We start from the raw sequence: 24,269 nt of genomic DNA on the forward strand, positions 1-24,269 counted from the left end.
GGGTCCCTTGCTTCTTATTTATCCGCTTTAAGCATGGCGCAGCCGTATGCCGGCAGCTTTACTTCAAGCTTGCCCTGGCGGGCAGACGCGGTTTGGCCTGTGCGGATATCCGTCCAGCTTGATTCCTCCACGTCGACCGAGAGGGTGTCCTCTTGGGCCGAATTGTTCATGAGAATGACGATCTTGTCGTTCTCGTCCTCGCGGGAGTAAGCCAGCTGCTTGCTTCCTTCCTCCGCGGACAGGAACGTCAGTCTTCCGGTGCGGAGCGCACCGTACTGATGGCGCAGAGCGATCAGGTCCTTATAGAACGCCAGCAGGTCCTGGTCCTGCTTGGCGGAATCCCACTGCATGCACTGGCGGCATTCCGGGTCCTGACCGCCGCTGAGGCCGACCTCATCCCCGTAGAAAATGCACGGGGTTCCGGGGAATGTGAACTGGAACTGAGCGGCCAGCTTCATTTTATCCTTGTTCCCTTTGCATTTGGTCAGCAGGCGCGGCGTATCATGGCTGTCCAGCAGGTTGAACGCCACTTCGTTCGCCTGGCGCGGATAGCGGGAGAGCTGCTTGCCGATCGCATTGGCGAATCCTTCGGCGTCCGTAATTCCGTCGACAAAGAAATCGAGCGCCGCGTTGGTGAACGGATAGTTCATGACGGCGTCGAACTGGTCTCCCTGCAGCCAAGGTGAGGACTCGTGCCAGATTTCACCGAGAATATAGGCGTCCGGTTTAGCCTGTTTTACGACCTGGCGGAACTCGCGCCAGAACTGATGGTCGACCTCGTTGGCCACGTCCAGGCGCCAGCCGTCGATGTCGGCTTCCTTGATCCAGTATTCCGCGACCTTCAGGAGGTACTCCTTCACTTCAGGGTTTTCGGTATTCAATTTCGGCATGAGGGGCTCAAAAGCAAACGTGTCGTAGCTCGGTACGCCGTCCTCCACGCCGATCGGGAACTTGCGAATGTGGAACCAGTCCTTGTAGCGCGACTGCTCTCCTTTTTCCCGAAGGTCCAGGAAAGGGGCGAACGTTCGGCCGGAGTGGTTGAACACCGCATCCAGCAGCACGCGGATGCCCCGCTCGTGGCAGGCGGCCACGACCTTCTTCAGCAGCTCCATATCCCCGAATTGGGGGTCGATCGTTAAGTAATCTTCGGTATCGTATTTATGGTTGGTCGTCGCCTTGAAAATCGGCGTAAAATAAATCGCATTGACGCCCAGCTCGCTTAAATGATCCAGGTGGTCAAGCACCCCTTGCAGATCCCCGCCGAAGAAGTTGTCCCGCTCAGGCTCGCCGCCCCAGGGCAGCGTTCCTTTCGGATCCAGCGACGGATCGCCGTTTGCGAAGCGCTCAGGGAAAATTTGATAAAAGACCGCGTCCTTCACCCATGCCGGCACGGTAAAAATATCGACCGGATTGATGAAAGGATACTCGAACAAACGGTCCGGCGTCTTTGGCGGCTCCGGAAGGAAGTCGTATTCAGTCATCCAGTACTTTTCCTTGCCGTCCTCGAGCAGAAATCCGTATTTCAGCCGGCGGTAGGGGGGCGTCACTTCACATTCCCAGTAATCAAACAGTTCGTCGGAAACCAGCTTGATCATCGGGATATACTCCATCGACTCATCCCAAATGTACTTGTCGCCGGCCATGGCCGATACCGAGGTCACGTCGTCTCGTTTGGTGCGGATTCTCAGGTGGATGGTACGTCCGTCATAGGCATAACACCAGTTTAGTTTGGGGCGGTGGTACACAGCTTCCAGCAGCATCTCATTTTCCTCCTCACGCAAAAAAGGCACAACCAGGGTCCACATACTTCAGCCCGAGGTTGTACCTTCATTTAGGGTAACATAGCCTTTAAATTAGAATGCTGAGAACATCGGTTAAGGAAACGTCCGTGCTCAGGTAGCTAAAATATAGCATGATTCCTTCTGGGCTTCAACCTGCAAAATTGTGCGGCCGATCGGTGAACGCTCCTCCTCTTCCAGCGAAATAAGGTATAATCACATTGAAATTACCTTGGATGCTTATGCCTGAAACAGACAGAAGGGAACGATATCATTGAACGTATCATTGTTATATATCGAAGACGACGCCGAGATCGGCGAATGGGTCTGCCGGGACCTGGCTGAACGCGGATATCAGGTGGAATGGCAGCGCAGCGGCGAAAGGGCCGCGGAGCTTGCGGCCAACTGCAAGCTGGTTATTCTCGATGTCATGCTGCCGGGCCTGGACGGATTTACGGTTGGACAAAGGCTGAAGAAGGCGTACCCGGAGCTGCCGATTCTGATGCTGTCCGCGCGGACGTCCATCGACGACAAGCTGGAAGGGCTGCAGTTTGCCGACGATTACCTCACGAAGCCTTTTCACCCCGACGAGCTGGCGGCCCGCATCGAAGTGCTGCTCCGCCGGTCGGGATCGGTCGCGTCCGATGTGCTGGAACTGAAGCACTTGTCGGTATACGAGCGGGAGAACCGGATCGTGAACCGTGAGACCGGGGAAGAGATCATCCTGACCGGCAAGCAGTATCAAATTTTCAAGTTTATGCTCCGGCATTTGGGCCAGATCCTGACCAAAGAGCAGATCTATGAGGGCGTGTGGGGCGAGCCTTATTTTGACGGAGACAAAACGCTGATGGTGCACATCCGTTATCTCCGCGAGAAGCTGGAACGTGACCCGGCCTCGCCCGAAATCATTGAAACGATCCGCGGTGTCGGCTACCGCATCAAAGCATGAAGACGGGCAAAAGCGGAAAGTTCCGCGGTTCGCTGCTGTCGAGATACCTTTTAATTATGGTCATCGCGCTGCTTTTTATTCCGGTGGTGTTTCCTGCGGCGCTGATCGGATATCAGCTTGTCAACTTGAATATCGTCGATCCGCTGTTTCCCTCGGAGCCGGAGCAGGAGAATCCATACGCCGGCTTGCGTCTTGAGAGAAAGTGGCATCAGGAAGCCAAGCAGCTGAAGGACAAAACCCCGGCGCAGATCGATGCCAGGCTAAAAAAGCTTAGCCAGGAGTACGACAAGGCGGCCGTGTTCTGGGTTGACGGACAGGGCAACCTCAGGGAGCCGGGGGGCAGCAAGCTGGATCTTCCGAAGCGGTGGAGCGCGTCGGATGCGATGGCCTATATGAAGAAGTACCGGGAATCCTACGGGAAGTTTACGGTGGTGGCTTTTATCGGGGATGCAGAGTCTCTGGGCAAGGGGTTTATGGTCATCGAGGTGCCGAAGGAAGTGCAGAGCACCCGCAGCGACTCGGTGTCAGACCGTACGTTTTACTTCGTATATGTACTTATTCTACTGATGTTTTTGGCCTTTGTCGCCGTCTCATGGATGTTCTTCGTGAACATGAGAAGGCGGCTGCTGAGCCTGCAGCATGCCATGACGGTGCAGGGTCAGAACGGACTGCCGGAGCCGATCCAGGTCAAAAGGGAGGATGAGATCGGACAGCTGGAAAACGCATTTAACGGGATGGTGGCCAAGCTGGGCCGAAGTTTAAAGCGCGAACGGGAAGAGGAGGAGCTGCGCAAGCGGCTGATCGCCAATCTGTCGCATGACCTGCGTACACCGCTGACCGTCATCCGTGGCCATGTCCATACGCTGCAAAAAGAGCCCTTGTCCGATCGGGGACAGGAGCTGCTGAAGCTGACCGAAGCCAAGCTCGGTGATTTGGGCGGGCTGATCGATAACCTGCTGTCGTATAATCTCCTGACGAGCGGCAGATACACCCTGCAGCCGGTGCAGGCGGACGTGCTCCGGATCGTGAGGGAAAGCGCGGCCGCCTGGTATCCGCTGTGGGAAAAGGAAGGCTTTGAAGTGGATGTCTCGCTGCAGGAAGAGCCGCTGTGGTGGCTTGTCGATATTCAGTGGTTCCGGCGGATTCTGGACAATCTGTTCCAGAACGTGCTGAGGCATGCTCATTCCGGATTGTATATCGGCATCGCTACGGAGGCGGCCGGGGGCAGGACGGCCATTGTCATTTCCGATCGCGGCCAGGGCATGCAGTCGTCTTCCGGCGGCAAGGGCGCCGGGATCGGCCTCGCGATCGTCGGCTTCCTGACGCGGGAGATGGGGCTGTCCATGATGATCGAGAGCGATTCACAGGGGACAAGGGTCCTGCTGTACCCCGCGGGCTCGGAGAAACCGGGGCTGATGATCAAGTGAAGCTTTGGTTTTGACCATAGAAAACTACACCCCTTGTTAGCCGAAGCCTAACAAGGGGTGTAGTTTAATCGGAGCGGTTTTCTGTATACTTTCACGTGATGAATATTTCAGCTGTTAAAGGATTTGATGAAGTTTTTCTGATCCTTGGTGAACACGTATCCACGGCGTTCGTAGAATCGGTGGGCCTGGACGCGGCTCGGATGCGACAGCAGCTTGACTCCGGAAAACCCGTGGCTTCTCCCCCACTGCTCCAGATGGCTGATCAGCATACTGCCGACCCCTTGATTCCGGTGCGATTTTTTTACGACAAACCCCAGAACGTTGATCAGGGAGTCGGAAAAGAGCAGCTCATAAGGACTGCCGTGAATGTATCCGACGACTTCTTCATTGTGCTCGCACACAAAAATGACATCCTTCGTCTGAGCCGTGATGGCTTCAATCCTCTTCTTCACCCGGTCTTCGGTAAACAACCGCAGATCCGGGTTGAAATCCTGATTCAATACGTAAATATCGCGGTAATCCGCTGCTTCAATCTGCCTAACCGTGCAATCCGTCAATGTTACGCCTCCAATCGTCAAGAGATGACAGGTTTCTCTCATTTATGGTAGAGGCTGGCGCGGATTTTGGCAATGGAGTTTTAAACGAAATTTAAACTTGGAGCAGCCTGTCTTTTAACCTTGGCCCGGTAAGATGGGTATCGAGGTGATGATCGTGAGTGAACTCGTGATACAGACGAGAAATTTGAACAAAAAATACCGCGGCCGCTATGCCGTACGCAATTTGGATTTGGAAATCGCCAAGGGGGAAATTTACGGCTTTCTCGGACCGAACGGGGCCGGGAAGACGACGACGATCCGGATGCTGCTCGGCCTGATTCGCCCGACCGTGGGCTCGATCCAGATTTTCGGCAAGGACCTGAGGAAGGATAAAATGAACATCCTGCGCAAGGTCGGTTCGCTGGTCGAATATCCATCGAACTACGGCCATTTGACGGCCGTGCAAAATCTGGAGGCGATCCGCCGCATCCTCGATGTGCCGAAGGCGCGCATCCACGAAGTGCTGGACATCGTGTCCCTCACGAAGGACGCGAAGCGCCCCGTCAAAGGGTATTCGCTCGGCATGAAGCAGCGGCTGGGCATTGCCGCCGCTCTGCTCGGGAGTCCGGAGCTGCTGATCCTGGACGAGCCGACCAACGGGCTGGATCCGGCCGGGATCCACGAAATACGCGAGCTGATCCGCAGCATGCCGAAGCAGCACGGGATTACCGTGCTCGTCTCGAGCCACCTTCTTTCCGAGGTCGAGCAAATGGCCGGGACCGTCGGCATTATCCGCGAAGGGGAAATGGTGTTCCAGGATACGATCGACAACCTGAAGCAGCAGGCCTCAGGCGGATTCCGCCTGGTCGTATCGGAGCCGCAGGAGGCGCTGGTTCACCTGATCGGCCAAGGCTATACCGGCCGGATGGAAGACGGGGCGATCAAGCTGGACCAGCTGAGCGATCCGGAAGTGGCGCTGCTCGTCAAGCGCCTCGTAGACAATAACCATGCGATTTACCGGGTGGAAGAGAAGCGCCGGTCGCTGGAGGATATCTTCATGCAGGTGATCGAGCAGGGGGGATTCTCATGATGGTGGCGCGCGCGCTGTCGGCCGATTTTCTGAAAATGCGCCGCAAAGGGATCTGGCTCCTCGTTATTCTGGGCTCGGTCGGACTGCTGGCGATGCAGGGGCTGAATTTCGGCCTCCGGTACGACTACCTGCTGCAGCGCTATCAGGATGATCCGTGGGCCGGGTTGATCGGGGAGATCTTCTCGTTCGTGCCGATCGCCCTGTTCCTGGGCACGACGCTGATCGCTTCGCAAATTGCCAACGTCGAGCATGGCAGCAACTCCTGGAAGCAGCTGCTGGCATTACCGATTTCGCGGGGCTCGGTGTTTACGGCCAAATATCTGCTGGGGATCATTGCCCTGGCGGTATCCTGCCTGATTTTGTCCTGCGGAACCGTCGTCCTGGGACTGGCCCTCAAATTCAGTCCGGACCATATTCCGTATTTGACGATTCTGAAGCTTAGCTTTGTGCCTTTCCTGGCGTCGCTGCCGCTGTTTGCCCTGGAGCTGTGGCTGTCCCTGACGTTTAAAAATCAGGCGCTGCCGATCACGCTCGGCATTACCGCCGCCATCGCTTCGCTGTTCGCGGGGAATTACCCGGAATGGTTCCCGCTGGCCTGGCCCCTGCTGTCGTTCTATGGAAAGGCGTCTCCGGCCCTGCCGGTAGGCGGAGGCATCATTTTGGCATTTATCATTTATTTGGTGGGCATGGGGCAATTCCGCGGAAAGGATGTGGACTAGAGATGCTGAGTTACTTTCGGGTGTTATCCGCCGAACGGCTGAAGATGTCCCGCTCTCTGATCGTGCTGCTTATCCTGGTCAGTCCGCTCGTCTCCGTCCTGGTCGGGCTGCTGTCGGACGTCGACAGCCGGCAGCAGCCATGGCTGGTGCTGCTCGGCGCCTTGAGCATGCTGCATGCGCTGCTGTTCATGCCGATCATGTCGGGAATCTTCGCCGCCTTCATCTGCCGCTACGAGCATCAAGGGGGCGGGTGGAAGCAGCTGCTGGTGCTGCCGGTGACCCGGTCCGGGGTGTTCCTGGCAAAGTATACGGTCATTATCGCTCTGCTGCTGATCATGCAGGTGCTCTTTCTCGGCGCACTGCTGCTGGTCGGCGCGGTGAAGGGCCTGCCCGGTCCGATTCCGTGGACGGAGATCGGCCGCAGCCTGCTGGGCGGCTGGGTCGCCTGCCTGCCGCTCGCGGCGCTGCAGCTGGCCGCCTCGCTTATGTGGAGCAGCTTCGCGGCTCCGCTGGCGCTGAACGTGATGTTCACCATCCCGAATATGCTGGTGGTGAACTCGGCTACCTATGGTCCTTACTATCCCTGGGCGCAGCCGTTTCTGGCAACCCTGCCGGCAGGCACGATGGAGGGAGGCGGATTCGGGGCGCTGAACCTGCCGTTTGAAAGTCTGATGATTACAGTCGTCGGCAGCTTTGTAGTCTTTTTCCTGATCGGGTGGATCTACTTCCGGATGAAGGAAGTATAGAAGGTTTGGGCTGCTGAAAATAAGGGTAAAGCATCATAAGGGCGTCCCCGCTGGGGGCGCTCTTTTTTTGTGCTGGTGCAGGGCGAAGATGCCGTTCAACGGGACTTCCAGTCCGGCGGCTATTCACAAAGCGAATATAACATGATATATTATTTAATGATTGTAGAATGGTTCAGCGGAGCTGAACTTGTGGACCCAGAGACAGAGGAGGTTGCAACGTGTCGCATGAATCGTCGTCGAAGCCGATGTACGAACAAATCTTTGAAGAACTGCGCGATCAGATCGTAGCCGGAAAATATATGCCGGGGGAGCGGATCCCATCGGAAAAGGAGCTGGGCGAAGCCTACAGCGTCAGCCGGATCACCAGCAAGAAGGCGCTGGAGATGCTTACGCAGGAGGGATACATTGTCCGCCAGCCGGGAAGAGGCTCCTTTGTGGCCGAGGATTATGAAAGCGGGGGAGGAACACCGCCGTCCCGTGCGGGGGCAGCGTCCAAGCGGCGCCGGGAGAGCGGCAAGCTGCTGATCGGACTGGTCATGACCGACTTTGGGGACAGCTATGGAACGGACCTCGTCTTCGGCATGGAGGAAGCATCCCGCGAGCATGACAGCTATTTGATTCTCCGCAGGTCGCTGGGAGAGACCGCCAGAGAGCAGGAAGCCATTCAGGGCCTTCTGGAGATCGGGGTGGACGGGCTCATTATTTTCCCGGCGCAAGGCGAATACTTCAATGCCGAAATTTTGAAGCTGGTCATCAGTGAGTATCCATTCGTGCTGCTGGACCGGCACCTGAAAGGCGTCTCCGCCAGCTCCATCAGTACAGACAACGTATCGGCGTCCAAGCAGCTAATCCATTACCTGTTCGGACTCGGGCATACCCATATCGGCCTTATGACCACCCCGCCCCGGGATACGACCGCCATCGAGGAGCGGATCGAAGGGTTTATCCAGGCCCATGCGGAAAGCGGCATTGCCGCCGACCGGAGCCTGTGGATGGAGAACATTACGGCGACGCTGCCGGCTGCCTTTGTACCGGAGAACAAGAAGAAGGAGAAGGAACATATCAAGCGCCATCTCGCGGCCCATCCGGAGATTACTGCTCTGTTCGCCATGGAATACAACATAGCCAGACTTGCTTATGAGGCGGCGCTGGAGTCGGGGATCCGTGTGCCGGAAGACCTGTCGATTGTATGCTTTGACAGTCCGGATGACGCTGCAGGCTCCTTGTTCACCCATATGCGGCAGAAGCAGAATGAGATGGGGAGGCTCGCCTTTGAAAACGTGCTTAAATTGCGAAATGGCGAGAGCGTTCCCGGTAAAATCCTGCTGGATGCCGAGCTCGTCGAAGGCTTGTCGGCGGGACCTGTCCGGAACGGCGGGCTTGCCATGAAACACGAATAGAGTTGGAACCAAAGCGGCAGGCCTCAGCGGGAATGCCGTTTTTCTTTTAAATAATATAATATTTAACGATAAAATGTTATAAAAAGTATATTGACATGTTAACTTACCAACAAATATAATTTTTGTGTATTCATACGGTAGCATAGCTGATATATTCATTAACTTTCGACGCTTATGATGCCATAACCAAGGAGGAGAGCGCATGAAATCACTGGGTACGGAGCCTGTTACTTTGGAACGGTTGGCCGGGAGAATGTCGGAACAGCTGGCCGGAGAGACGCGTTTGCTGGACATTTTTCAAAATGCGATACGGAATACTTGGGGGACGACGCTGAAACGGATGGAGGACGGAACGACTTTCGTCATCACCGGCGATATTCCGGCCATGTGGTTGCGCGACTCGGCCGCGCAGGTGCGGCCGTTTCTGGTGCTGGCGAAGGAGGATCCGGAAGCTGCGGACATGATCGAAGGCTTGGTGCGGCGGCAGCTGGATTCGATTTTGCTGGACCCTTATGCAAACGCCTTCAACGAGGAAGCCAACGGGCGAGGACACCAGGCGGACGAGACGGAGATGACCCCCTGGATATGGGAACGCAAATACGAAATCGATTCGCTCTGCTATCCGCTTCAGCTCAGCTACCTGCTCTGGAAGAACACGGGCAGAACCTCGCAATTCCAAGGCAGCTTCCGTCAAGCTGCGGAGGCCATCCTGGATTTGTGGACGGTGGAGCAGCGCCATGAAGAGCGGTCGCCTTACCGGTTCCAGCGGAAGGACTGCGTGCCGAGCGATACGCTGGTGCGGGACGGCAAAGGCGCAGAGACGGCCTATACGGGCATGACCTGGTCCGGATTCCGGCCGAGCGACGATGCGTGCGAATACGGCTATCTGGTTCCTTCCAATATGTTCGCCGTCGTGGTGCTCGGCTATTTGCAGGAAGTCGCCGGAGAGGTGCTGCAGGATGAAGAACTGCAGGGCAGGGCCGCCAAGCTTGCCCAGGAGATCGAGCAGGGCATCCGGAAGCACGGCATCGTACAGCATCCGGAATTCGGCCCGATCTACGCCTACGAAACCGATGGCTTGGGCCATCACAATCTGATGGACGACGCCAACGTGCCGAGCCTGCTGTCGATTCCGTATCTCGGTTACCGGGATGCGTCGGATGAGGTGTACCAGAATACACGGCGGTTTATTTTGAGCCGGAACAATCCTTATTATTATGAAGGAACTGCGGCTGAGGGCATCGGCAGCCCGCATACGCCGCAGGGCTACATTTGGCATATCGCCCTGGCGATGCAAGGGCTGACCGCGGACAGCCGTGAGGAGAAGCTGCGCCTGCTCCAGGTGATGAGCCGAACGGATGCGGGAACCGGGCTGATGCACGAAAGCTTTAAAGCCGATGACCCGGCGGAGTATACGAGACCTTGGTTCTCGTGGGCAAACATGATGTTCTGCGAACTGCTGATGGATTACTGCGGCATCCGCGTGATGCGGTAAGAGAGATAATCCCAGATATCTAATAAAGTGCGGAGTTGGACGAAGGCTTTCCTGCACCTCGATATTACTTTCCTCCTACTTCCGTAGGGGGAATTTTTGTTTCATCGCCTTGGCGGCGGCCAAGAGCTTGTTGCATATGTGAGGAGACAGAGTGAAGTAAAAATATTACACTTAATCCAAAGATAAAAACATTATATTACTTTTGCTGCTTCTGTAATATTGGTGTAACACAGCCTGGTTTGTGTTGGGCTGATCGAAAAGGAGGGCATACACAGTGATAAAACTCATGGTAGTCGATGACGAGCACTGGATTCGGGAAGGCTTGAAAAGGACCATTGATTGGAGCTCACACGGAATCCAATTTATCGGTGACGCCGAGGATGGTTGCAAGGCGTTGGAATTAATCGAAGCCCATGTTCCGGAAATTATCATTTCGGATATCAAGATGCCCACGATGGACGGTATGGATTTAATGGAAGAAATCAAAAAGCGCGGAATCGATACAAAGGTTATTTTTATTAGCGGCTTCAGCGACTTTGCGTATGCGCAGAAGGCGGTCAAGCTAGGAGCGTTTGACTATATTCTCAAACCAGTTGAAGAACCGATTTTGCTTGAAATCATTGAACGCTGCATCAGCGAAATTAAACAGAAGCAGGAGCTGAACTCTCGCCTGCAGGAATTGTCGGGCCGCATCAGGGAAAGCCTGCCGCTCGCCAGACAGAAGCACCTGGAGATGTGTTTAACCCGATCTTTGACAGAGCGAGAGATGCAATCCGCATGGGAAGCCCTTCATATCAACCTCGATCCGAAACGGCTGATCGTTATGGCGATGGTCGTCCACGAGTGGGGAGACCGGGAGATGGACGAAAGCGGATGCTCGCTCATGAGGTACGCACTCGGGAATTTGGTGGAAGAAGTCCTGTCTCAAAAGGACATCCGGTGCTTGGCTTGTCCTTTACAAGGGAATGATTTTGCGGACATTGCGCTGATTGCTTCGCTATGTGAGCCCGATACCTCTCTCGGCGTCGATGACTTGTACCGCTATATGGATGGTGTTATTGAAGATGCGCTTCAAGTGTTAGGCGTTCGAATCAGCATAGGGATCAGCGGCTTAAGAGAGCGGACGCAGCTTGCATCCTCTTTTAGGGAAGCGCTTACCATAAGTATGAATTATTTGGTTCGCGGACCCGGGCAGGTCCACACTGCCCCGATGGACGGCAGTTCAGCAGGTCATGGATCCAAGCAACGCCCGGCTGAGCAGCTGGACTACCGCATGGCGGCATGCATGGGGCAATTGGCGGCGGACGTTCTGCTCACGGATCACAAAGCGGACTCCCTTGACTCGGCATTGTCGAATCGGATTCTGCATGCCATGAAGCTGATGGATGCGGGCAGATTGTCCGAACTGCTCGATGTACAAACCGGGCTGCTACAAGAGCTCATCAAGCAGACGCCGGCCATTGCCGTGCGGTATGAAATGAATATGCACATCAGCATCCTTTTGTCCAAGTGGCAGGAGCTGCTCCAGGCAAAGGATCATTCCAAGGCTTCCACCATTACGCATCAACGCAAGCTTCAGCTCTACAGGTGTTCAATTGGCGATTGGAAGGCCATGATCATGGACACCTTCCTCATAAAGGATACTCATGTACCCTCAATTGCGCATAAGCGAACGATAGAAACGGCGCTGCGTTATATCCATGATAACTACCACCTTGGCATCAGCCTTCATAACGTGGCCGAAAAGATTTACATGAATCCTTCTTACTTCAGCAGAGTGTTTCACGAAGAGGTTGGCGAAACGCTCAGCCGCTATCTCATTCGAATCCGAATCACGAAGGCGAAAGAATTACTTGAACAGACCCCTCTAAAGGTATATGAAGTCGCAGACCGGGTCGGATATCGGGATTTTCGGCATTTCGTCAAAACCTTTAAGGAATGGGAAGGCATGACGCCCGCTCAATACCGTAATTACGGGGCATAAGAAGAGAGGGACCTCATGAGACTGCAGTTCATCGATAGAATCAAGTTCAATTCGGTCGGAATGAAGGTGTTCGGATTCTATGTAGCCAGCATGATCGTCATTATTACCGTTATGGGATATCTGTCCTATGATAAATCCGCTCAGATGATGGAGAACAAAATCGGAGGCATGGCGCTTCAGAATGTTCAGCAGATGAGCAAGCGGATCGATATCCTTCTGGAGGGATACGAGGACCGTTCCCTTCTTGTCGTCGGCAATAAGGATATTCAGAAGCAGCTCATGGGAGATTTTATGGACGAGAAGGAAAGGATTCAGACGAATAACGCGAATACGGCCTTTCTATCGAACCTGGTAAACTCCAGGAATGATATGAATAATATTTATCTGCTCAGCGAGAGGGGCTACTCCTACCGCTATTCACCCAAAGAATCCTTTCCGGTCTACAATTCTTACCCCTATGAATATTTCACGGAGGCCTGGTATCAACAAATCCGTCAGGCTGACGGCAGGCTCGTCTATTTCGGCATCATGCCTTCATTAATAAAAGGTCCGAGCTCCGAGCCTGTTTTTACCTTTGGCCGTGCCCAGAAAAATATGAAAGGCCGCGGAGAAATTATCGGCGTCGTGCTGTATGAAGTCGATCCGGCGGAGGTCCGGGAAATTTTGGCGGAAATCGATTATGACGGGTCGGGAATCAACGTCATGATGGACGATACCGGCCAGATCAAAGGGGATAAGGGTGGAATTCTCTTGTCCAGCAAACTGGACATTCCGTTCAAGGAAGAGCGTCAGGGAACGCTAAGCTACTCTATAGACGGGCAAGAGATGCTGGTCGTCTACAGTCAACTGGAGACGAACCACTGGAGGCTCGTCGGCATGCTGCGCAGCAATGATTTGATGAAGGAAGCGATGGATATTCGTTGGTATATGCTGTCGCTGGGCATTGTATTTTCCTGCATCGGTATCCTGCTCGCGATCATTATCGCTTCTGCCGTTCACCGGCCGCTTCATAAGATGACGCATGCGATGCGCCGAGCCAGGGACGGCGATTTCAACATCCGGATTGTCGATAAACGAGTGGACGAATTCGGCTATTTGTTCACCCATTTTAACCAGATGGTAGCCCATATCAAAGAATTAATCAACGAACTGTATGTGCAGAAGCTGCTGGAACGGGATCTTCAGCTGAAAATGCTGGGATCTCAAATTAACGCTCATTTTCTGTACAATACGCTCGATTCCGTCCACTGGATTGCCCGCATACATAAAGTTGACGACATTAGCACGATGATCTTCGGACTGTCGAAGTATTTGCGGATCAGTCTGAGCGAGGGAAGGGATGAAGTACCGGTCAGCCAGGTCGTACATTTGATCGAGAGCTATATCATGATCCAGAAGGTTCGGTACAAGGACAAGTTTACGCTCTATGTGCAAGCGGACGAATCGCTGATGGATTATAGAGTGCTCAAGTTTATTTTTCAGCCGATCGTAGAGAATGCGATTTATCACGGGCTGGAGCGAAAATCAGGCAAGGGCCGGCTGGATATCGCCTTTACCCGGGAAGGCAACTGCCTGAAATTCGTCGTTACGGACGACGGTGCGGGAATTGCGCCGGATAAGCTGGCTGAATTGAAGCACATTCTGGGCGGAGAACAGCCTGCGGAGGAAAGCAGCTTTGCGCTGAGAAATATTAATTCACAAATAAAAATCGCATATGGCGCCCAGTACGGGATCGAGATGGAGAGCAGCTTGGGGGAAGGGACGAAAGTAACCATGACGATCCCGCTCACGAAGCGAAGCCCTGCCCAGCAAGTCAGTTGAAACGAGTTTCATAGGACAGCGTGCGTAGATGATTACAAGAGAAAGTTAAAAGTGGAGGTAACGATGAAAGTGTTCTTGACTCGTCGAAAGATGCCTGTTCTTTTCATACTTGTACTCCTGGCCACCGTAATCATGGTATGGAACGCTTATGTCAGCAAGGGAGCGACATTCAACGTCAATTCGGAATTATTAGGAAAAGATGCTGCGAGCAGCTCGATTAAGCATAACGGCCCTGTAACGATAAGCTTCTGGTATTCGTGGGTCGGAGGATTTCAGGACGAATTCTACGATACGGTCGTGAAGCCGTTCGAAGAGGCAAACCCAGATATCAAGGTTGAAATGACCTTCATTGAGAACTCGGATAATTCGCAGGGCTCAGATAAGCTGTTGACGGCGATTGCCGGAGGGAAGGCGCCGGATGTCGCGATGATCGACCGGTTTATTGTAGGCGAATGGGCGGCGATGGGCTCTATTGAAGACATTTCGGCTTATGCGAATCGTGAAGATATGGCGAGTATTTATTATAAAAGCGTGTGGGCCGAATCCCAATACGACGGCAAAACGTACGCCCTCCCCTGGAATATGGACAGCCGCGCCATGTATTATAACAAAACGATGATGAAGCAGGCGGGTTTTGATCCTGACCATCCCCCGAGAACCATTGCCGGCCTGGATGCCATGGCAGAGCGGATGTTCAAAACGAACGGGGACGGCGCATATGAGCAAGTCGGATTCGTCCCATGGATGGGTCAGGGCTTCTTGTATACGCATGGATGGAACTTTGGCGGCGAATGGGGGCGAAGCGGGAAGCTGACGCCGAACGATCCGCGGAACGTTAAAGCGCTGGAATGGGTGCAGGGCTACGCCGAGAAGTACGATGTAAAGAAACTGTTGAAATTTTCGGAGATGATGAGACAAACCGGAAGAAACTCCTTTTTGTCCGGCAAAGTCGGATTTGTCTATGAAGGCAACTGGCTTCTTAATGAGATGGAAGATTTGGATTTCGAGTGGGGGGTGGCGCCGATGCCTACAATCGATGGCAGCCGGCCGGTCACATGGTCAGGGGGGTGGTCGTTCGTCATGCCCAAAGGGGCGAAAAATAAAGAGGAAGCTTGGAGGTTTATGAAGTACGTAGCGGGCAGGGAAGGCTCGCTCCTGTGGGCCAGCCGCGAGGGCGGCAGGAATGATCTGATGTGCATTCCGGAAGTGAATGCCAAGCTCGGCTTGGATCAGAAGGAACCGATGAAGGTGTTTACAGAGCTGCTTGGGAATGCCCACATCAGGCCCGTCACACCTGTGGGCGGATACATGTGGGATGAAATGCTCCGCGTACAAACGCTGGCGATGAATCTGCAGGGGGAACCGGGAGAGCTCTTGAATGAAATGAAGAAGAACGTCGATGCTGAATTGGCTAAGGTCATGGGGTACGGGAACAGCAAAATGGAGCATCCCCAAGGCCGCGATGAGCAGCCGTAAGAGTGTCTGTCATGCTTTTGACAGGCACTCTTTTTTTCTTGCCCCGGATTGAAATGCGAAGCCGATGGTTCCCCTTCCAAGAAAGTAAAGATAGCACACGAAATACAAAACCAGTCTCATTATCCCCTCCCATAAAAGCGTTTACACTAAAGAGGAATTAACTTCATTAGTACCATTTAAAACCTATATAAGATGAACTAAAGAATAGGATGCAGGCAAGGGAGTAAAATGATTCCGAAGAAGCGAAGCGGTCACATTTGGCTTTCGGATTTCTACCTCACATGGGTTCAAACAAATCAAGAAATCCGAAAACAAGAGGGATCGTAGGGACATTTTACGTACTTGGCCCCATCCCTAGTTCAATATTTCAACTTATATATGCAAAAAGGAGGCATGTAAGTGAGGAAAAAGAAGGGCGCCACTCATTTGAGAAGAGCGATGCTCAAGTATCTGGTTACCGCATTATCGGTATGTTTCGTATTAACAGGCTGCGGGGGCTCGGGCGGGTCCAGCGGAGAGAATGGAGCCAAGGATACAAAGGGAACGGACAGTACGAATCAACAGACCGATACCGCCAAGAAAAATACCGATACGGGTAAAGGCAGCGGTGAAAAGGTAACGCTTGAGCTCTGGGGTTGGGGAGGCAAATTCCAGACGGACTACACGAAAATTGTCATCAGCGAATTTGAGAAAGAGCACCCGAATATCAAGGTGAAATACATCATCGATCAAGGGGGCACGGATAAGCTGACGACGCTGATTGCCGGCGGCACGCCTCCGGACGTAGCGGTGCTAGACCGCTTCATGGTAGGGCAATGGGCCGCGAAGGGATCGCTGGAAAGCCTGCAGCCGTTCGTCGATGCCGGAGACGAAGTACGCGCCGACGATTATTATCCGGGCGTCTGGGCGGAAGCGAATTACAAGGACCAGCTCTATGCAATGCCGTTCACCACAGATAACCGGGCGCTTTATTATAATAAAACGCTTATGAAGGAAGCGGGGCTCGATCCGGAGAAGCCGCCGGTTACGATTGCGGAATTGGACGCGATGGCGGAAAAAATGTTCAAGAAAACAAGCAACGGCAGCGGCTATGAGCAGGTCGGCTTTATTCCCTGGGCAAATCAAACCTACTTATACACACAAAGCTGGAACTTCGGCGGAGAATGGACCAATGGCGAGGAATTGACGCCAAACCACCCGCAAATTGTGAAAGCGCTTGAATGGATGGTCAGCTACGCCAAAAAATACGATATGTCCAAAATCAACAAGTTCAACGATGTTATGGGCAAAACCGGCATTAATTCGTTCTGGACCGGCAAAGTTGGATTCGTCGTGGACGGCAACTGGGTGCTGAACGATTTGACCAGCAATGCGAAGGTGAAGCCTACCTTCGAGTGGGGCGTCGCCCCGATGCCTTCCGCGGAAGGCTATCCTCAAACGACATGGGCAGGCGGCCATTCCTGGGTGATGCCGAAGGGAGCCAAGCATCCGGAAGAAGCATGGGAGCTCCTCAAGTTTATCGGCGGCTATAAGGGCACGCTGCTCTGGGCCAAGCGGGCGGATGCGGGCAACGATATTACGACGATGCCGAAGGTCAACGAAGAGATTAAAATCACCGAGAATCCGAAGCTGAAGGTATTCGTCGATTTAATGCCTGTGGCGCATTACCGCCCTGTTACGCCTGTTGGCCAGAAGCTGTGGGATGAAACCTTCCGTGTTCAGGATTTGGCCTTGAACGGAAAGGGCGAGCCGAAGAAGCTGCTGGACGAAGTCAAGAAGAACGTCGATAACGAGCTCAAAAAACTGGAATCGAAATAATCAAGGTGGACCGGTTTCATAAGGAGGGGGGCGGCTGAATCGCCTGTCCCCTTTCTTCATCAGAAGGAAGAGAACCGCTTAAGGGACATCCTGATGAATTGAACGACAAAGAGGTGACGGTGCTTGAAATGGCGTTGGAATGATGCACTAAAGTGGAAGAGAGTCATGCTTATATCGATCACTTTTCTTGTCTTTTCGCTGACCTTCGGTGAGAGCTTTCATTCTTATGCCGACAACGAACGTTTACGGGACCGGAATCAGAATCAAGGCGTTCCGCTGGCGAATGACCAATTAGCCATGAACAGTATTTTGGAGCCGACTTATGCGACTACGCTGGCCGGATATAAGAAAGAGGGCTATCCGCCTGCCGATCAGGCGGACATCGTGATGAAAGCCGATCAGCATTCGGCGTTTGGAGGCACGAAGCCGGTCTTGGAAACGGTAGACGGCCTTTCCGCTCTTGTGTGGGACAGCAAGACAACGTGGATCGAATGGTCGGTAGATATCCCGCATGACGGTCTTTACAACCTGGCCCTAAGTTATTATCCGATGCCGGGAAAAAGAATGCCGATTCAGCGGGAACTGCTTATTGACGGAGAAAGCCCGTTTCGCGAGGCGCAGCGTATCTATTTCTACCGCAGCTGGGTCGACCGGGGCGATCCGGCCCAAAACAACCAGGGAGACGACGTCAGACCCAAGCAAATCGAGAAGCCGCAGTGGATGGACCTTCCGGTTTCGGACGGGAATGGTCTGTACCCGGAACCCTTCCAATTTTATATGACCGCAGGCAAGCATGTCATTCGGATGAATTATTTGCTCGAACCGATGGCCATCGACGAGATCCGGATCACGTCACCGGAGCAGCTACCCAGTTATGCCGAAGTGAAGCAGGCCTACACCGCGCAAGGCTATAAGCCCGCCCAGCAGATCAATGTGAAAGTGCAGGCGGAGAACAATCCGACGAAATCCGATCCGACGATCCGCAGAGAATCGAATGGCGATCCGTTAATGGAGCCGGCAGGCGATGGGCGAATTCGGCTGAACGCATTTGGCGACTGGCGCTGGAGGAAGGGCGGTCAGAAGGCATCGTGGGCGTTCTCGGTTCCGCAGGACGGGTTGTATAAGATTGGGCTGAAATTTGGACAATGGTGGGGCGATGGGCTGCCGTCCTATCGTCAAATTCTTATAGATGGAAAAGTTCCGTTCAAGGAAATGGAGCTCTACCCTTTTACCTACTCGCGCAACTGGCGGATCGAAACGCTGCATAAGGACAATGAACAAACAGGCAAAGACGAACCCCTGCTCGTGTACTTAACGAAAGGCGAGCATACGCTGACGATGACCGCCCAGGTCGGGCCGTATCAACCGATTATGGAGGCTTTGACGGCCGATACCCAGAAGCTCTCTGATCTGTACAGGCGCATTATTATGATCACGGGACCGACGCCGGATCCGAACTTCGAATACGAGCTGAACAAGAAGGTGCCGAAGCTGATTGAGGACTTGAAGGTTATCGCGGACGATCTGCTCGTTCAGATGGATGCGCTCAAGGCTCTGTCGGATGTAGAGCCGAGCACGGTGAACAGTCTGCGGATGATGAACCACACGTTCGAGAAAATGATCCGCAACCCCGATTCGATTCCAAGACAATTATCGGAGCTCAGCAACAGCCAAACGAACCTCAGCACGCTGCTGATGGATCTCCAGAATGTGCCGCTTGTTCTGGATTACATCCTGATCAGCGCCCCGGATACGAAATATCCGAAGGTAAAATCCAACGTTCTGCAAAAATCGGTCAGCACGTTCAAAAACTTCATGGCTTCCTTTACGAAGGACTATACGGGCGTAGGCAGCGTCTACGACAACGAAACGGGGGAGGAAGAGGGTCCGGTTATCGAGGTTTGGGTATCCCGTGGCAAAGAGTGGGCGGAAATTATGAAGGAAATGGCGGAGGAAGACTTCACGCCCAAAACCGGCATACGCATCAACATCAATACGCTCCCGGCCGGCCAATTGAACTCGGGTTCCGTCAACACGCTGCTGCTCGCGGCAAGCTCCGGCAGAGCGCCGGATGTCGCAACAGGCGTCGATGCGCATCTGCCCGTCGAATTTGCGATCCGGGACGCTTCCGTCGATTTAACGCAGTTTCCTGATTATGAACAAGTCAGTAAACGGTTCCTTGTGGGATCGCTCATTCCTTTTAAATACAATGGGGGGAACTATGCGCTTCCGGAAACGCAGGATTTCAACTTGCTGGTCTTCCGGAAGGATATCTTGAACGAGCTGGGCGTCAGCATCCCGAAGACATGGGATGAGGTCTATGCCCTGCTTCCGATTCTGCAGCAGAACGGGATGCAGATGTATTATCCGATTACGCAGCTGGGCTTCATGCCGTTTCTCTACCAGAATGGCGGCGACTATTACAAGGAGAACGGAACAAAGTCGGCGCTGGATTCACCGGAAGCCTTCCAGGCCTTCACGGAATGGACGGAGCTGTATACCAATTACAAGTTCCCGGTCATGGCCAACTTCTTCAACAGGTTCCGTACCGGGGAAATGCCGATCGGGATCGCGGATTATCTCACGTATGTACAGCTCTCTACCGCAGCGCCGGAGCTGATCGGACGCTGGGGCGTCGCTCCGTCTCCCGGCCATCAGAAGGCCGATGGATCGATTGACCGCACGACCGGTGGAGCGGTACAGTCCGTTGCGATCTTCAAGCAATCGGAGCACCAGCAGGAATCCTGGGAGTTCCTGAAATGGTGGACGAGTACAGAGGTTCAGCTGCAGTTCGGCCAAGAGCTGGAGGCGCTGCTCGGCGTCGAGGCCCGCTGGAATACGGCGAATATAGACGCTTTATCGCAGCTGCCATGGCCGGAGGACGACCTCAAGGCATTGAAGGACCAATGGAAGTACTACAAAGAGCAGCCGTACGTGCTCGGCGGATACTTCACGGGGCGGAACATCGATAACGCCTGGAACCGCGTCGTTCTTGGCGGCATGAATATCAGGGAGTCGCTGGAGAAGGGCATCAAGGATATTAACAAAGAGCTTAACGCCAAGCAGAAGGAATTCGGATTCACGCCGAAAGACTAAGGCGCGGAAGGAGGAGCAGTATGCAAAGCAGCGTGGAAGTTAAAGGGCCGCTCCAGCTGGCACCGCAGAAGGCACGTCGATTCAAATTGACTCACGCGAGAAAGAGGGCTGCGCTCGGTTATTTGTTTCTCAGCCCGTTCCTGATTCTCTTCATCGTGTTTACTGTCATTCCCGTCGTGCAGTCGGTCTATCTCAGCTTCACCTACTACAACATGCTCCAACCGGCGAGATGGGTAGGCTTATCCAACTACAGCGTCTTGTTTCTGGAAGACGACATCTTTCTCACATCGCTAAAAAACACGTTTATCTTCGCTGTGATCGCCGGGCCGCTAAGCTATTGCTTATCCTTTTTGCTCGCGTGGGTGATCAATACGCTGAAGGCCAAAATGATCTTTTCGTTGGCCTTTTATGTCCCTTCGATTACAAGCGGAATCGCTTTATCAATCGTCTGGCTGTACATATTCTCCGGAGACCGCTACGGGTTGTTGAACAATGCGCTGCTCAACTGGGGCATGATCAGCGAACCGATTCTCTGGAATACGGATCCGAATACGATCATGCCGGTCATCATCATCGTTTCTTTGTGGATGAGCATGGGTACGGGATTTCTGGTGTTCCTGGCGGGGCTGCAGAATGTATCGCCAGAGCTGTATGAAGCAGGCGCCATTGACGGGATTTCCAGCCGGTTTCAGGAATTGTGGTTCATTACGCTGCCGCTGATGAAGCCGCAGCTGCTGTTTGGTGCAGTCAACGCCATCGTCGGCGCTTTCGGGGTGTTCGACATTGCCGTGGCCATCTCCGGTATGCCGAGCCCGAACTATGCGGGTCATACGATTATTGCGCATCTGTTCGACTATGCCTTCATCCGGTTCGAGCTGGGATATGCATCGGCAATCGCCGTCTTCCTGTTTGTAGTCACGTTCGGCTTAGGCCGCATCGTGATGCGGTTACTATCGTCCAAAGATCAATAAGGGGGTTAAAGGACGTGACGATGAGCTTTACGAAATTTATCGCCCGTTTCAACAGGGGTTTGTTATACGCGTTTATGATCGCATTGGTCGGATTTACGTCCTTGCCGATCGTATATATGATTTCCACGGCTTTCAAACCGCTCGACGAGCTGTTCCTTTACCCGCCGAGATTTTTCGTGCAGAAGCCGACCCTGCGCAGCTTTTTTGATCTGCTTACCGCGACGGACAGCTCTGTCGTTCCTTTCTCGCGGTACATCTTTAACAGCTTGTTCGTCTCCGTTGCGGTCGTGCTCTCCAGCTTGGTCGTATGCTGCCTGGGAGCGTACGTGTTATCCAAGTTCAAGCCGCCGGGTGCGGGCTTCATCTTCTCCGTTATTTTGTCGGCCCTGATGTTCTCGCCGCAGGTGACCCAGATTCCGACCTATATGATCGTATCGAGCTTAGGCTTGGTCAATACGTATTGGGCGTTAATTCTGCCGAAGATCGCCGTGGCCTTCAACATCTTCCTCATGAAACAGTTCTTCGACCAAATTCCCGATGCCCTGATTGAGGCGGCGCATATCGACGGCGCATCGGATTGGAAAATCTTCTGGAGGGTGATTATGGCGGTGAGCAAGCCGGCCTGGGCAACGTTGATTATTTTCTCTTTCATCGGGAACTGGAACGATTTCTTTTCGGCGCTCGTGTTTACGACAAGCGAATCGATGAAGACGCTGCCGCTGGCGATCCAGACGCTGGCCGGGGGACCGGGTGTCGTTGCGCGGACAGGTGCGCTGGCTGCCGGCACGTTCTTGATGACGCTTCCTCCGATTCTCATCTTTCTGCTGTTCCAGAAGCTGATTATGAATACGATGGTTCATTCCGGGATCAAATCATAGGGGGCGGATATGGTGTACAAACGAATAACGGCGGGTATACTCGGCAGTCTGCTGTTTCTGATCTGCAGCTTGCCTGCCCATGCGCTCCCGCAAATGTCCTATACGCTTGATCCGATGTATGGCCATCGGATGCCGATCCCCCTGACCTATACGGTAGACACGATCATTATGGATGTTGGCCAGCCCGGCTTGAATAAACCAAACGACTTGTTTATCGACGAGAAGGGGCTCTTATACGTAGCCGACACGGATAACAACCGGATTGTGAAATTGGACGGCCAAGGGAAAGTGCTGGGCATCTTCGGGAAAGAACAAGGCGTCGAGCTCAGCAGTCCGAGCGGTATCTATGTCGATAGCCTCGGTCATATGTTCGTAGCCGACACAGGCAGCGGCAGGATCATCCATCTGTCTCCGAAAGGTGAATTGATCGAAGAGTTCGTCAAGCCGGAGTCTTCCTTACTGAGCGAGGATTTGGAATTTGCCCCGGATAAAGTCATCATGGACCGGCGCGGTTATCTCTATGCGCTCAATAAAAATGACTACAGCGGCTTCATGATGATCGACGCGATGAACCAGTTCCGCGGCTATATCGGCGCCAACCGCGTTCCGTTCGACTGGAAGAAGCTGCTCATCCGGTTACTGGCAACACCGGAGCAGCGGGAGCAGCTGAACAATGCGGTTCCTCCGCAAAATTCAAATATCACGATCGACGGTAAAGGATTTATTTATACGCCGACGGTTCTGATCGAAGCAGACCAGCTCAAGAAGTTCAATGCCATGGGTGAAAACATCTACAAGAAGGCATTTTTCGGCGAAGCCTCGATCGAAAGCGGGGCGCTGGAAAACCCTTATTTCATCGATATGGCCGTCGATCAATACGGGGTCGTGAACGCACTCGACGCAATGTCACGGAAGATCTATCAATACGATCAGGAAGGCAATCTGCTTGCCGTATTCGGCGGACAAGGCGATGAGAAGGGGCGCTTCGAATACCCGACGAGCATCGTCGTCGATAAGGCGGGCAAAATCTACGTGCTGGACCGGGACCGCAATAACATTCAAATTTTTCAGCCGACACGCTTCGCGGAATTGGTTCACCAAGCGAGCCAGCTGCACTTCAACGGGCGTTACCAGGAAGCGATGGTGCCCTGGAAGGAAGTGCTGAAGATCGACGAGAACTATCCGCTCGCCCACCGCGGCGTGGCGAAAGCGCTGATGAAGGAAGAGAGATGGAAGGAAGCGATGCGGGAATTTAAGCTGGGCAATGACCAGGAAGGGTATTCACTGGCTTTCGCCGAGTATCGGCATGGCCTTTTGCGTGAGTATTTGGGCTGGATCATTATGGCCGTCGTTCTCATCGTGGTCGCCATCTACTTTATCGTCAAATTCATGATCCGCGTCACGAATACCGTCATAAGGAGGTATGGCTATTGATCAGAACGGCGGATATCAAACAGTCGGGTCTCCGGTCACTGCGGCTGGGCATAGCAATACTGTTCCATCCGGTGGACGGTTTTGAGGAGCTGCAGAAAAACAAGCATCTAATCTCGGCATTCGTCCTAATCCTGCTGACCATCAGCGTCAGAATTATCTCGATCTATATGACCAGCTTTCATATGACGTCGCTTCAGCCGAAGGATGCCAATTTAAATTTGGAAATCATCCGCTTCGTCGTGCCGCTGATCTCGGGCGTTATTGCCTGTTATTTAATTACGGCGATTATGGACGGCGAGGCCTACTTCAGCCAAGTGCTGACCGCGATGTCCTATGCCTTGATTCCCTATATCGTATTTACCATCCCGCTGGCTGCCGTCTCCTTGGTGATGTCAAGGGGCGAACTGGGGCTGTACAACAGCATCAATTCGATCATATGGCTGTGGGTGGCCCTGCTCATCTTCATTCAACTGAAGGTGCTGAATGACTATACCTTTAAGAAGGCGGTCGGCGTCCTCCTTTTATCCATCTTTGCTTTTATTATTTTCTGGGGAACGGTAGGGCTTGTCTTCGCTTTGACGAACCACGTTCTTCAATTTGTGCGTGAAGTGGCCGTAGAAGTCAGATACTTACTGGAAAATTGAGGGGGGT

General features: G+C 53.5%; 18 protein-coding genes. 16 read left to right on the forward strand and 2 right to left on the reverse strand.

Features of this window, described 5'->3' with window-relative positions; translation table 11 throughout:
* Positions 1–14: 14 nt before the first annotated feature.
* Positions 15–1,760: an alpha-glycosidase gene (locus ABID47_RS19725; protein ID WP_354499271.1), complete on the reverse strand. Its 1,746-nt coding sequence runs from the start codon at positions 1,758–1,760 to the stop codon at positions 15–17.
* Positions 1,761–2,052: 292 nt separating this feature from the next.
* On the opposite strand from ABID47_RS19725, the gene ABID47_RS19730 reads away from it, so the two are divergent.
* Positions 2,053–2,727, forward strand: coding sequence for a response regulator transcription factor (locus ABID47_RS19730; protein ID WP_105445760.1), 675 nt, complete (start codon positions 2,053–2,055; stop codon positions 2,725–2,727).
* Complete coding sequence (locus ABID47_RS19735; protein WP_354499274.1) at positions 2,724–4,154, forward strand: HAMP domain-containing sensor histidine kinase; 1,431 nt, start codon at positions 2,724–2,726, stop codon at positions 4,152–4,154. Before ABID47_RS19730 ends, ABID47_RS19735 begins: the two co-directional genes overlap by 4 nt.
* Before the next feature lie 107 nt (positions 4,155–4,261).
* Here the strand turns inward: ABID47_RS19735 and ABID47_RS19740 are convergent, their stop codons facing one another.
* On the reverse strand, positions 4,262–4,711 hold the full coding sequence (locus ABID47_RS19740) for a GNAT family N-acetyltransferase (protein WP_208837129.1): 450 nt from the start codon (positions 4,709–4,711) through the stop codon (positions 4,262–4,264).
* Positions 4,712–4,859: 148 nt separating this feature from the next.
* Between ABID47_RS19740 and ABID47_RS19745 the strand changes: the two genes are divergently transcribed.
* The 14 genes from ABID47_RS19745 (at position 4,860) to ABID47_RS19810 (ending at position 24,262) form a co-directional block, all read left to right on the forward strand.
* Complete coding sequence (locus ABID47_RS19745; RefSeq protein ID WP_285855349.1) at positions 4,860–5,780, forward strand: ABC transporter ATP-binding protein; 921 nt, start codon at positions 4,860–4,862, stop codon at positions 5,778–5,780.
* Positions 5,780–6,499, forward strand: a complete 720-nt coding sequence (locus ABID47_RS19750; protein ID WP_435530652.1) for an ABC transporter permease — start codon at positions 5,780–5,782, stop codon at positions 6,497–6,499. The genes ABID47_RS19745 and ABID47_RS19750 overlap by 1 nt, the downstream gene beginning before the upstream one ends.
* A gap of 2 nt (positions 6,500–6,501) precedes the next feature.
* Positions 6,502–7,245 carry an ABC transporter permease gene (locus tag ABID47_RS19755; RefSeq protein WP_089549184.1) on the forward strand — a complete coding sequence of 248 codons (744 nt, stop codon included), beginning with the start codon at positions 6,502–6,504 and terminating at the stop codon, positions 7,243–7,245.
* Positions 7,246–7,463: 218 nt separating this feature from the next.
* Positions 7,464–8,645: a GntR family transcriptional regulator gene (locus ABID47_RS19760; RefSeq protein ID WP_251677994.1), complete on the forward strand. Its 1,182-nt coding sequence runs from the start codon at positions 7,464–7,466 to the stop codon at positions 8,643–8,645.
* A gap of 202 nt (positions 8,646–8,847) precedes the next feature.
* Entirely contained in the window at positions 8,848–10,140 is a 1,293-nt protein-coding gene (locus ABID47_RS19765; protein WP_435530646.1) for a glycoside hydrolase family 125 protein, read from the forward strand.
* Between the two features lie 274 nt (positions 10,141–10,414).
* Positions 10,415–12,124 carry a response regulator transcription factor gene (locus ABID47_RS19770; RefSeq protein ID WP_354499279.1) on the forward strand — a complete coding sequence of 570 codons (1,710 nt, stop codon included), beginning with the start codon at positions 10,415–10,417 and terminating at the stop codon, positions 12,122–12,124.
* Positions 12,125–12,139: 15 nt separating this feature from the next.
* Positions 12,140–13,945 (forward strand): cache domain-containing sensor histidine kinase, encoded by a 1,806-nt coding sequence (locus ABID47_RS19775; RefSeq protein ID WP_354499281.1) that lies wholly within the window; start codon positions 12,140–12,142, stop codon positions 13,943–13,945.
* Between the two features lie 63 nt (positions 13,946–14,008).
* Positions 14,009–15,421 carry an ABC transporter substrate-binding protein gene (locus ABID47_RS19780; protein ID WP_354499283.1) on the forward strand — a complete coding sequence of 471 codons (1,413 nt, stop codon included), beginning with the start codon at positions 14,009–14,011 and terminating at the stop codon, positions 15,419–15,421.
* 399 nt (positions 15,422–15,820) lie between these two features.
* Entirely contained in the window at positions 15,821–17,239 is a 1,419-nt protein-coding gene (locus ABID47_RS19785) for an ABC transporter substrate-binding protein (protein WP_145138616.1), read from the forward strand.
* A 165-nt stretch (positions 17,240–17,404) separates the two neighbouring features.
* Positions 17,405–20,335, forward strand: coding sequence for an extracellular solute-binding protein (locus ABID47_RS19790; protein ID WP_354499286.1), 2,931 nt, complete (start codon positions 17,405–17,407; stop codon positions 20,333–20,335).
* A 20-nt stretch (positions 20,336–20,355) separates the two neighbouring features.
* Positions 20,356–21,306 carry a carbohydrate ABC transporter permease gene (locus tag ABID47_RS19795; protein WP_076172753.1) on the forward strand — a complete coding sequence of 317 codons (951 nt, stop codon included), beginning with the start codon at positions 20,356–20,358 and terminating at the stop codon, positions 21,304–21,306.
* 20 nt (positions 21,307–21,326) lie between these two features.
* A complete protein-coding gene (locus ABID47_RS19800; RefSeq protein ID WP_089550416.1) occupies positions 21,327–22,184 on the forward strand; it encodes a carbohydrate ABC transporter permease in 858 nt (285 codons plus the stop codon).
* A 9-nt stretch (positions 22,185–22,193) separates the two neighbouring features.
* Positions 22,194–23,618, forward strand: coding sequence for an NHL repeat-containing protein (locus ABID47_RS19805; RefSeq protein WP_354499288.1), 1,425 nt, complete (start codon positions 22,194–22,196; stop codon positions 23,616–23,618).
* Positions 23,615–24,262, forward strand: a complete 648-nt coding sequence (locus ABID47_RS19810; protein WP_076172755.1) for a Yip1 family protein — start codon at positions 23,615–23,617, stop codon at positions 24,260–24,262. Before ABID47_RS19805 ends, ABID47_RS19810 begins: the two co-directional genes overlap by 4 nt.
* Positions 24,263–24,269 lie beyond the last annotated feature (7 nt).

Source organism: Paenibacillus favisporus (assembly GCF_040545415.1).
GTDB classification, from domain to species: Bacteria; Bacillota; Bacilli; order Paenibacillales; family Paenibacillaceae; genus Paenibacillus_AQ; species Paenibacillus_AQ favisporus.

Excerpts from the sequence above, each read along its gene's own strand:
- ABID47_RS19725 (WP_354499271.1), bottom strand. The coding sequence starts at position 1,760 with ATGCTGCTGGAAGCTGTGTACCACCGCCCCAAACTAAACTGGTGTTAT.
- ABID47_RS19735 (WP_354499274.1), top strand. The coding sequence starts at position 2,724 with ATGAAGACGGGCAAAAGCGGAAAGTTCCGCGGTTCGCTGCTGTCGAGA.
- ABID47_RS19745 (WP_285855349.1), top strand. The coding sequence starts at position 4,860 with ATGATCGTGAGTGAACTCGTGATACAGACGAGAAATTTGAACAAAAAA.
- ABID47_RS19750 (WP_435530652.1), top strand. The coding sequence starts at position 5,780 with ATGGTGGCGCGCGCGCTGTCGGCCGATTTTCTGAAAATGCGCCGCAAA.
- ABID47_RS19755 (WP_089549184.1), top strand. The coding sequence starts at position 6,502 with ATGCTGAGTTACTTTCGGGTGTTATCCGCCGAACGGCTGAAGATGTCC.
- ABID47_RS19765 (WP_435530646.1), top strand. The coding sequence starts at position 8,848 with ATGAAATCACTGGGTACGGAGCCTGTTACTTTGGAACGGTTGGCCGGG.
- ABID47_RS19775 (WP_354499281.1), top strand. The coding sequence starts at position 12,140 with ATGAGACTGCAGTTCATCGATAGAATCAAGTTCAATTCGGTCGGAATG.
- ABID47_RS19780 (WP_354499283.1), top strand. The coding sequence starts at position 14,009 with ATGAAAGTGTTCTTGACTCGTCGAAAGATGCCTGTTCTTTTCATACTT.
- ABID47_RS19790 (WP_354499286.1), top strand. The coding sequence starts at position 17,405 with ATGCTTATATCGATCACTTTTCTTGTCTTTTCGCTGACCTTCGGTGAG.
- ABID47_RS19795 (WP_076172753.1), top strand. The coding sequence starts at position 20,356 with ATGCAAAGCAGCGTGGAAGTTAAAGGGCCGCTCCAGCTGGCACCGCAG.
- ABID47_RS19800 (WP_089550416.1), top strand. The coding sequence starts at position 21,327 with ATGAGCTTTACGAAATTTATCGCCCGTTTCAACAGGGGTTTGTTATAC.
- ABID47_RS19805 (WP_354499288.1), top strand. The coding sequence starts at position 22,194 with ATGGTGTACAAACGAATAACGGCGGGTATACTCGGCAGTCTGCTGTTT.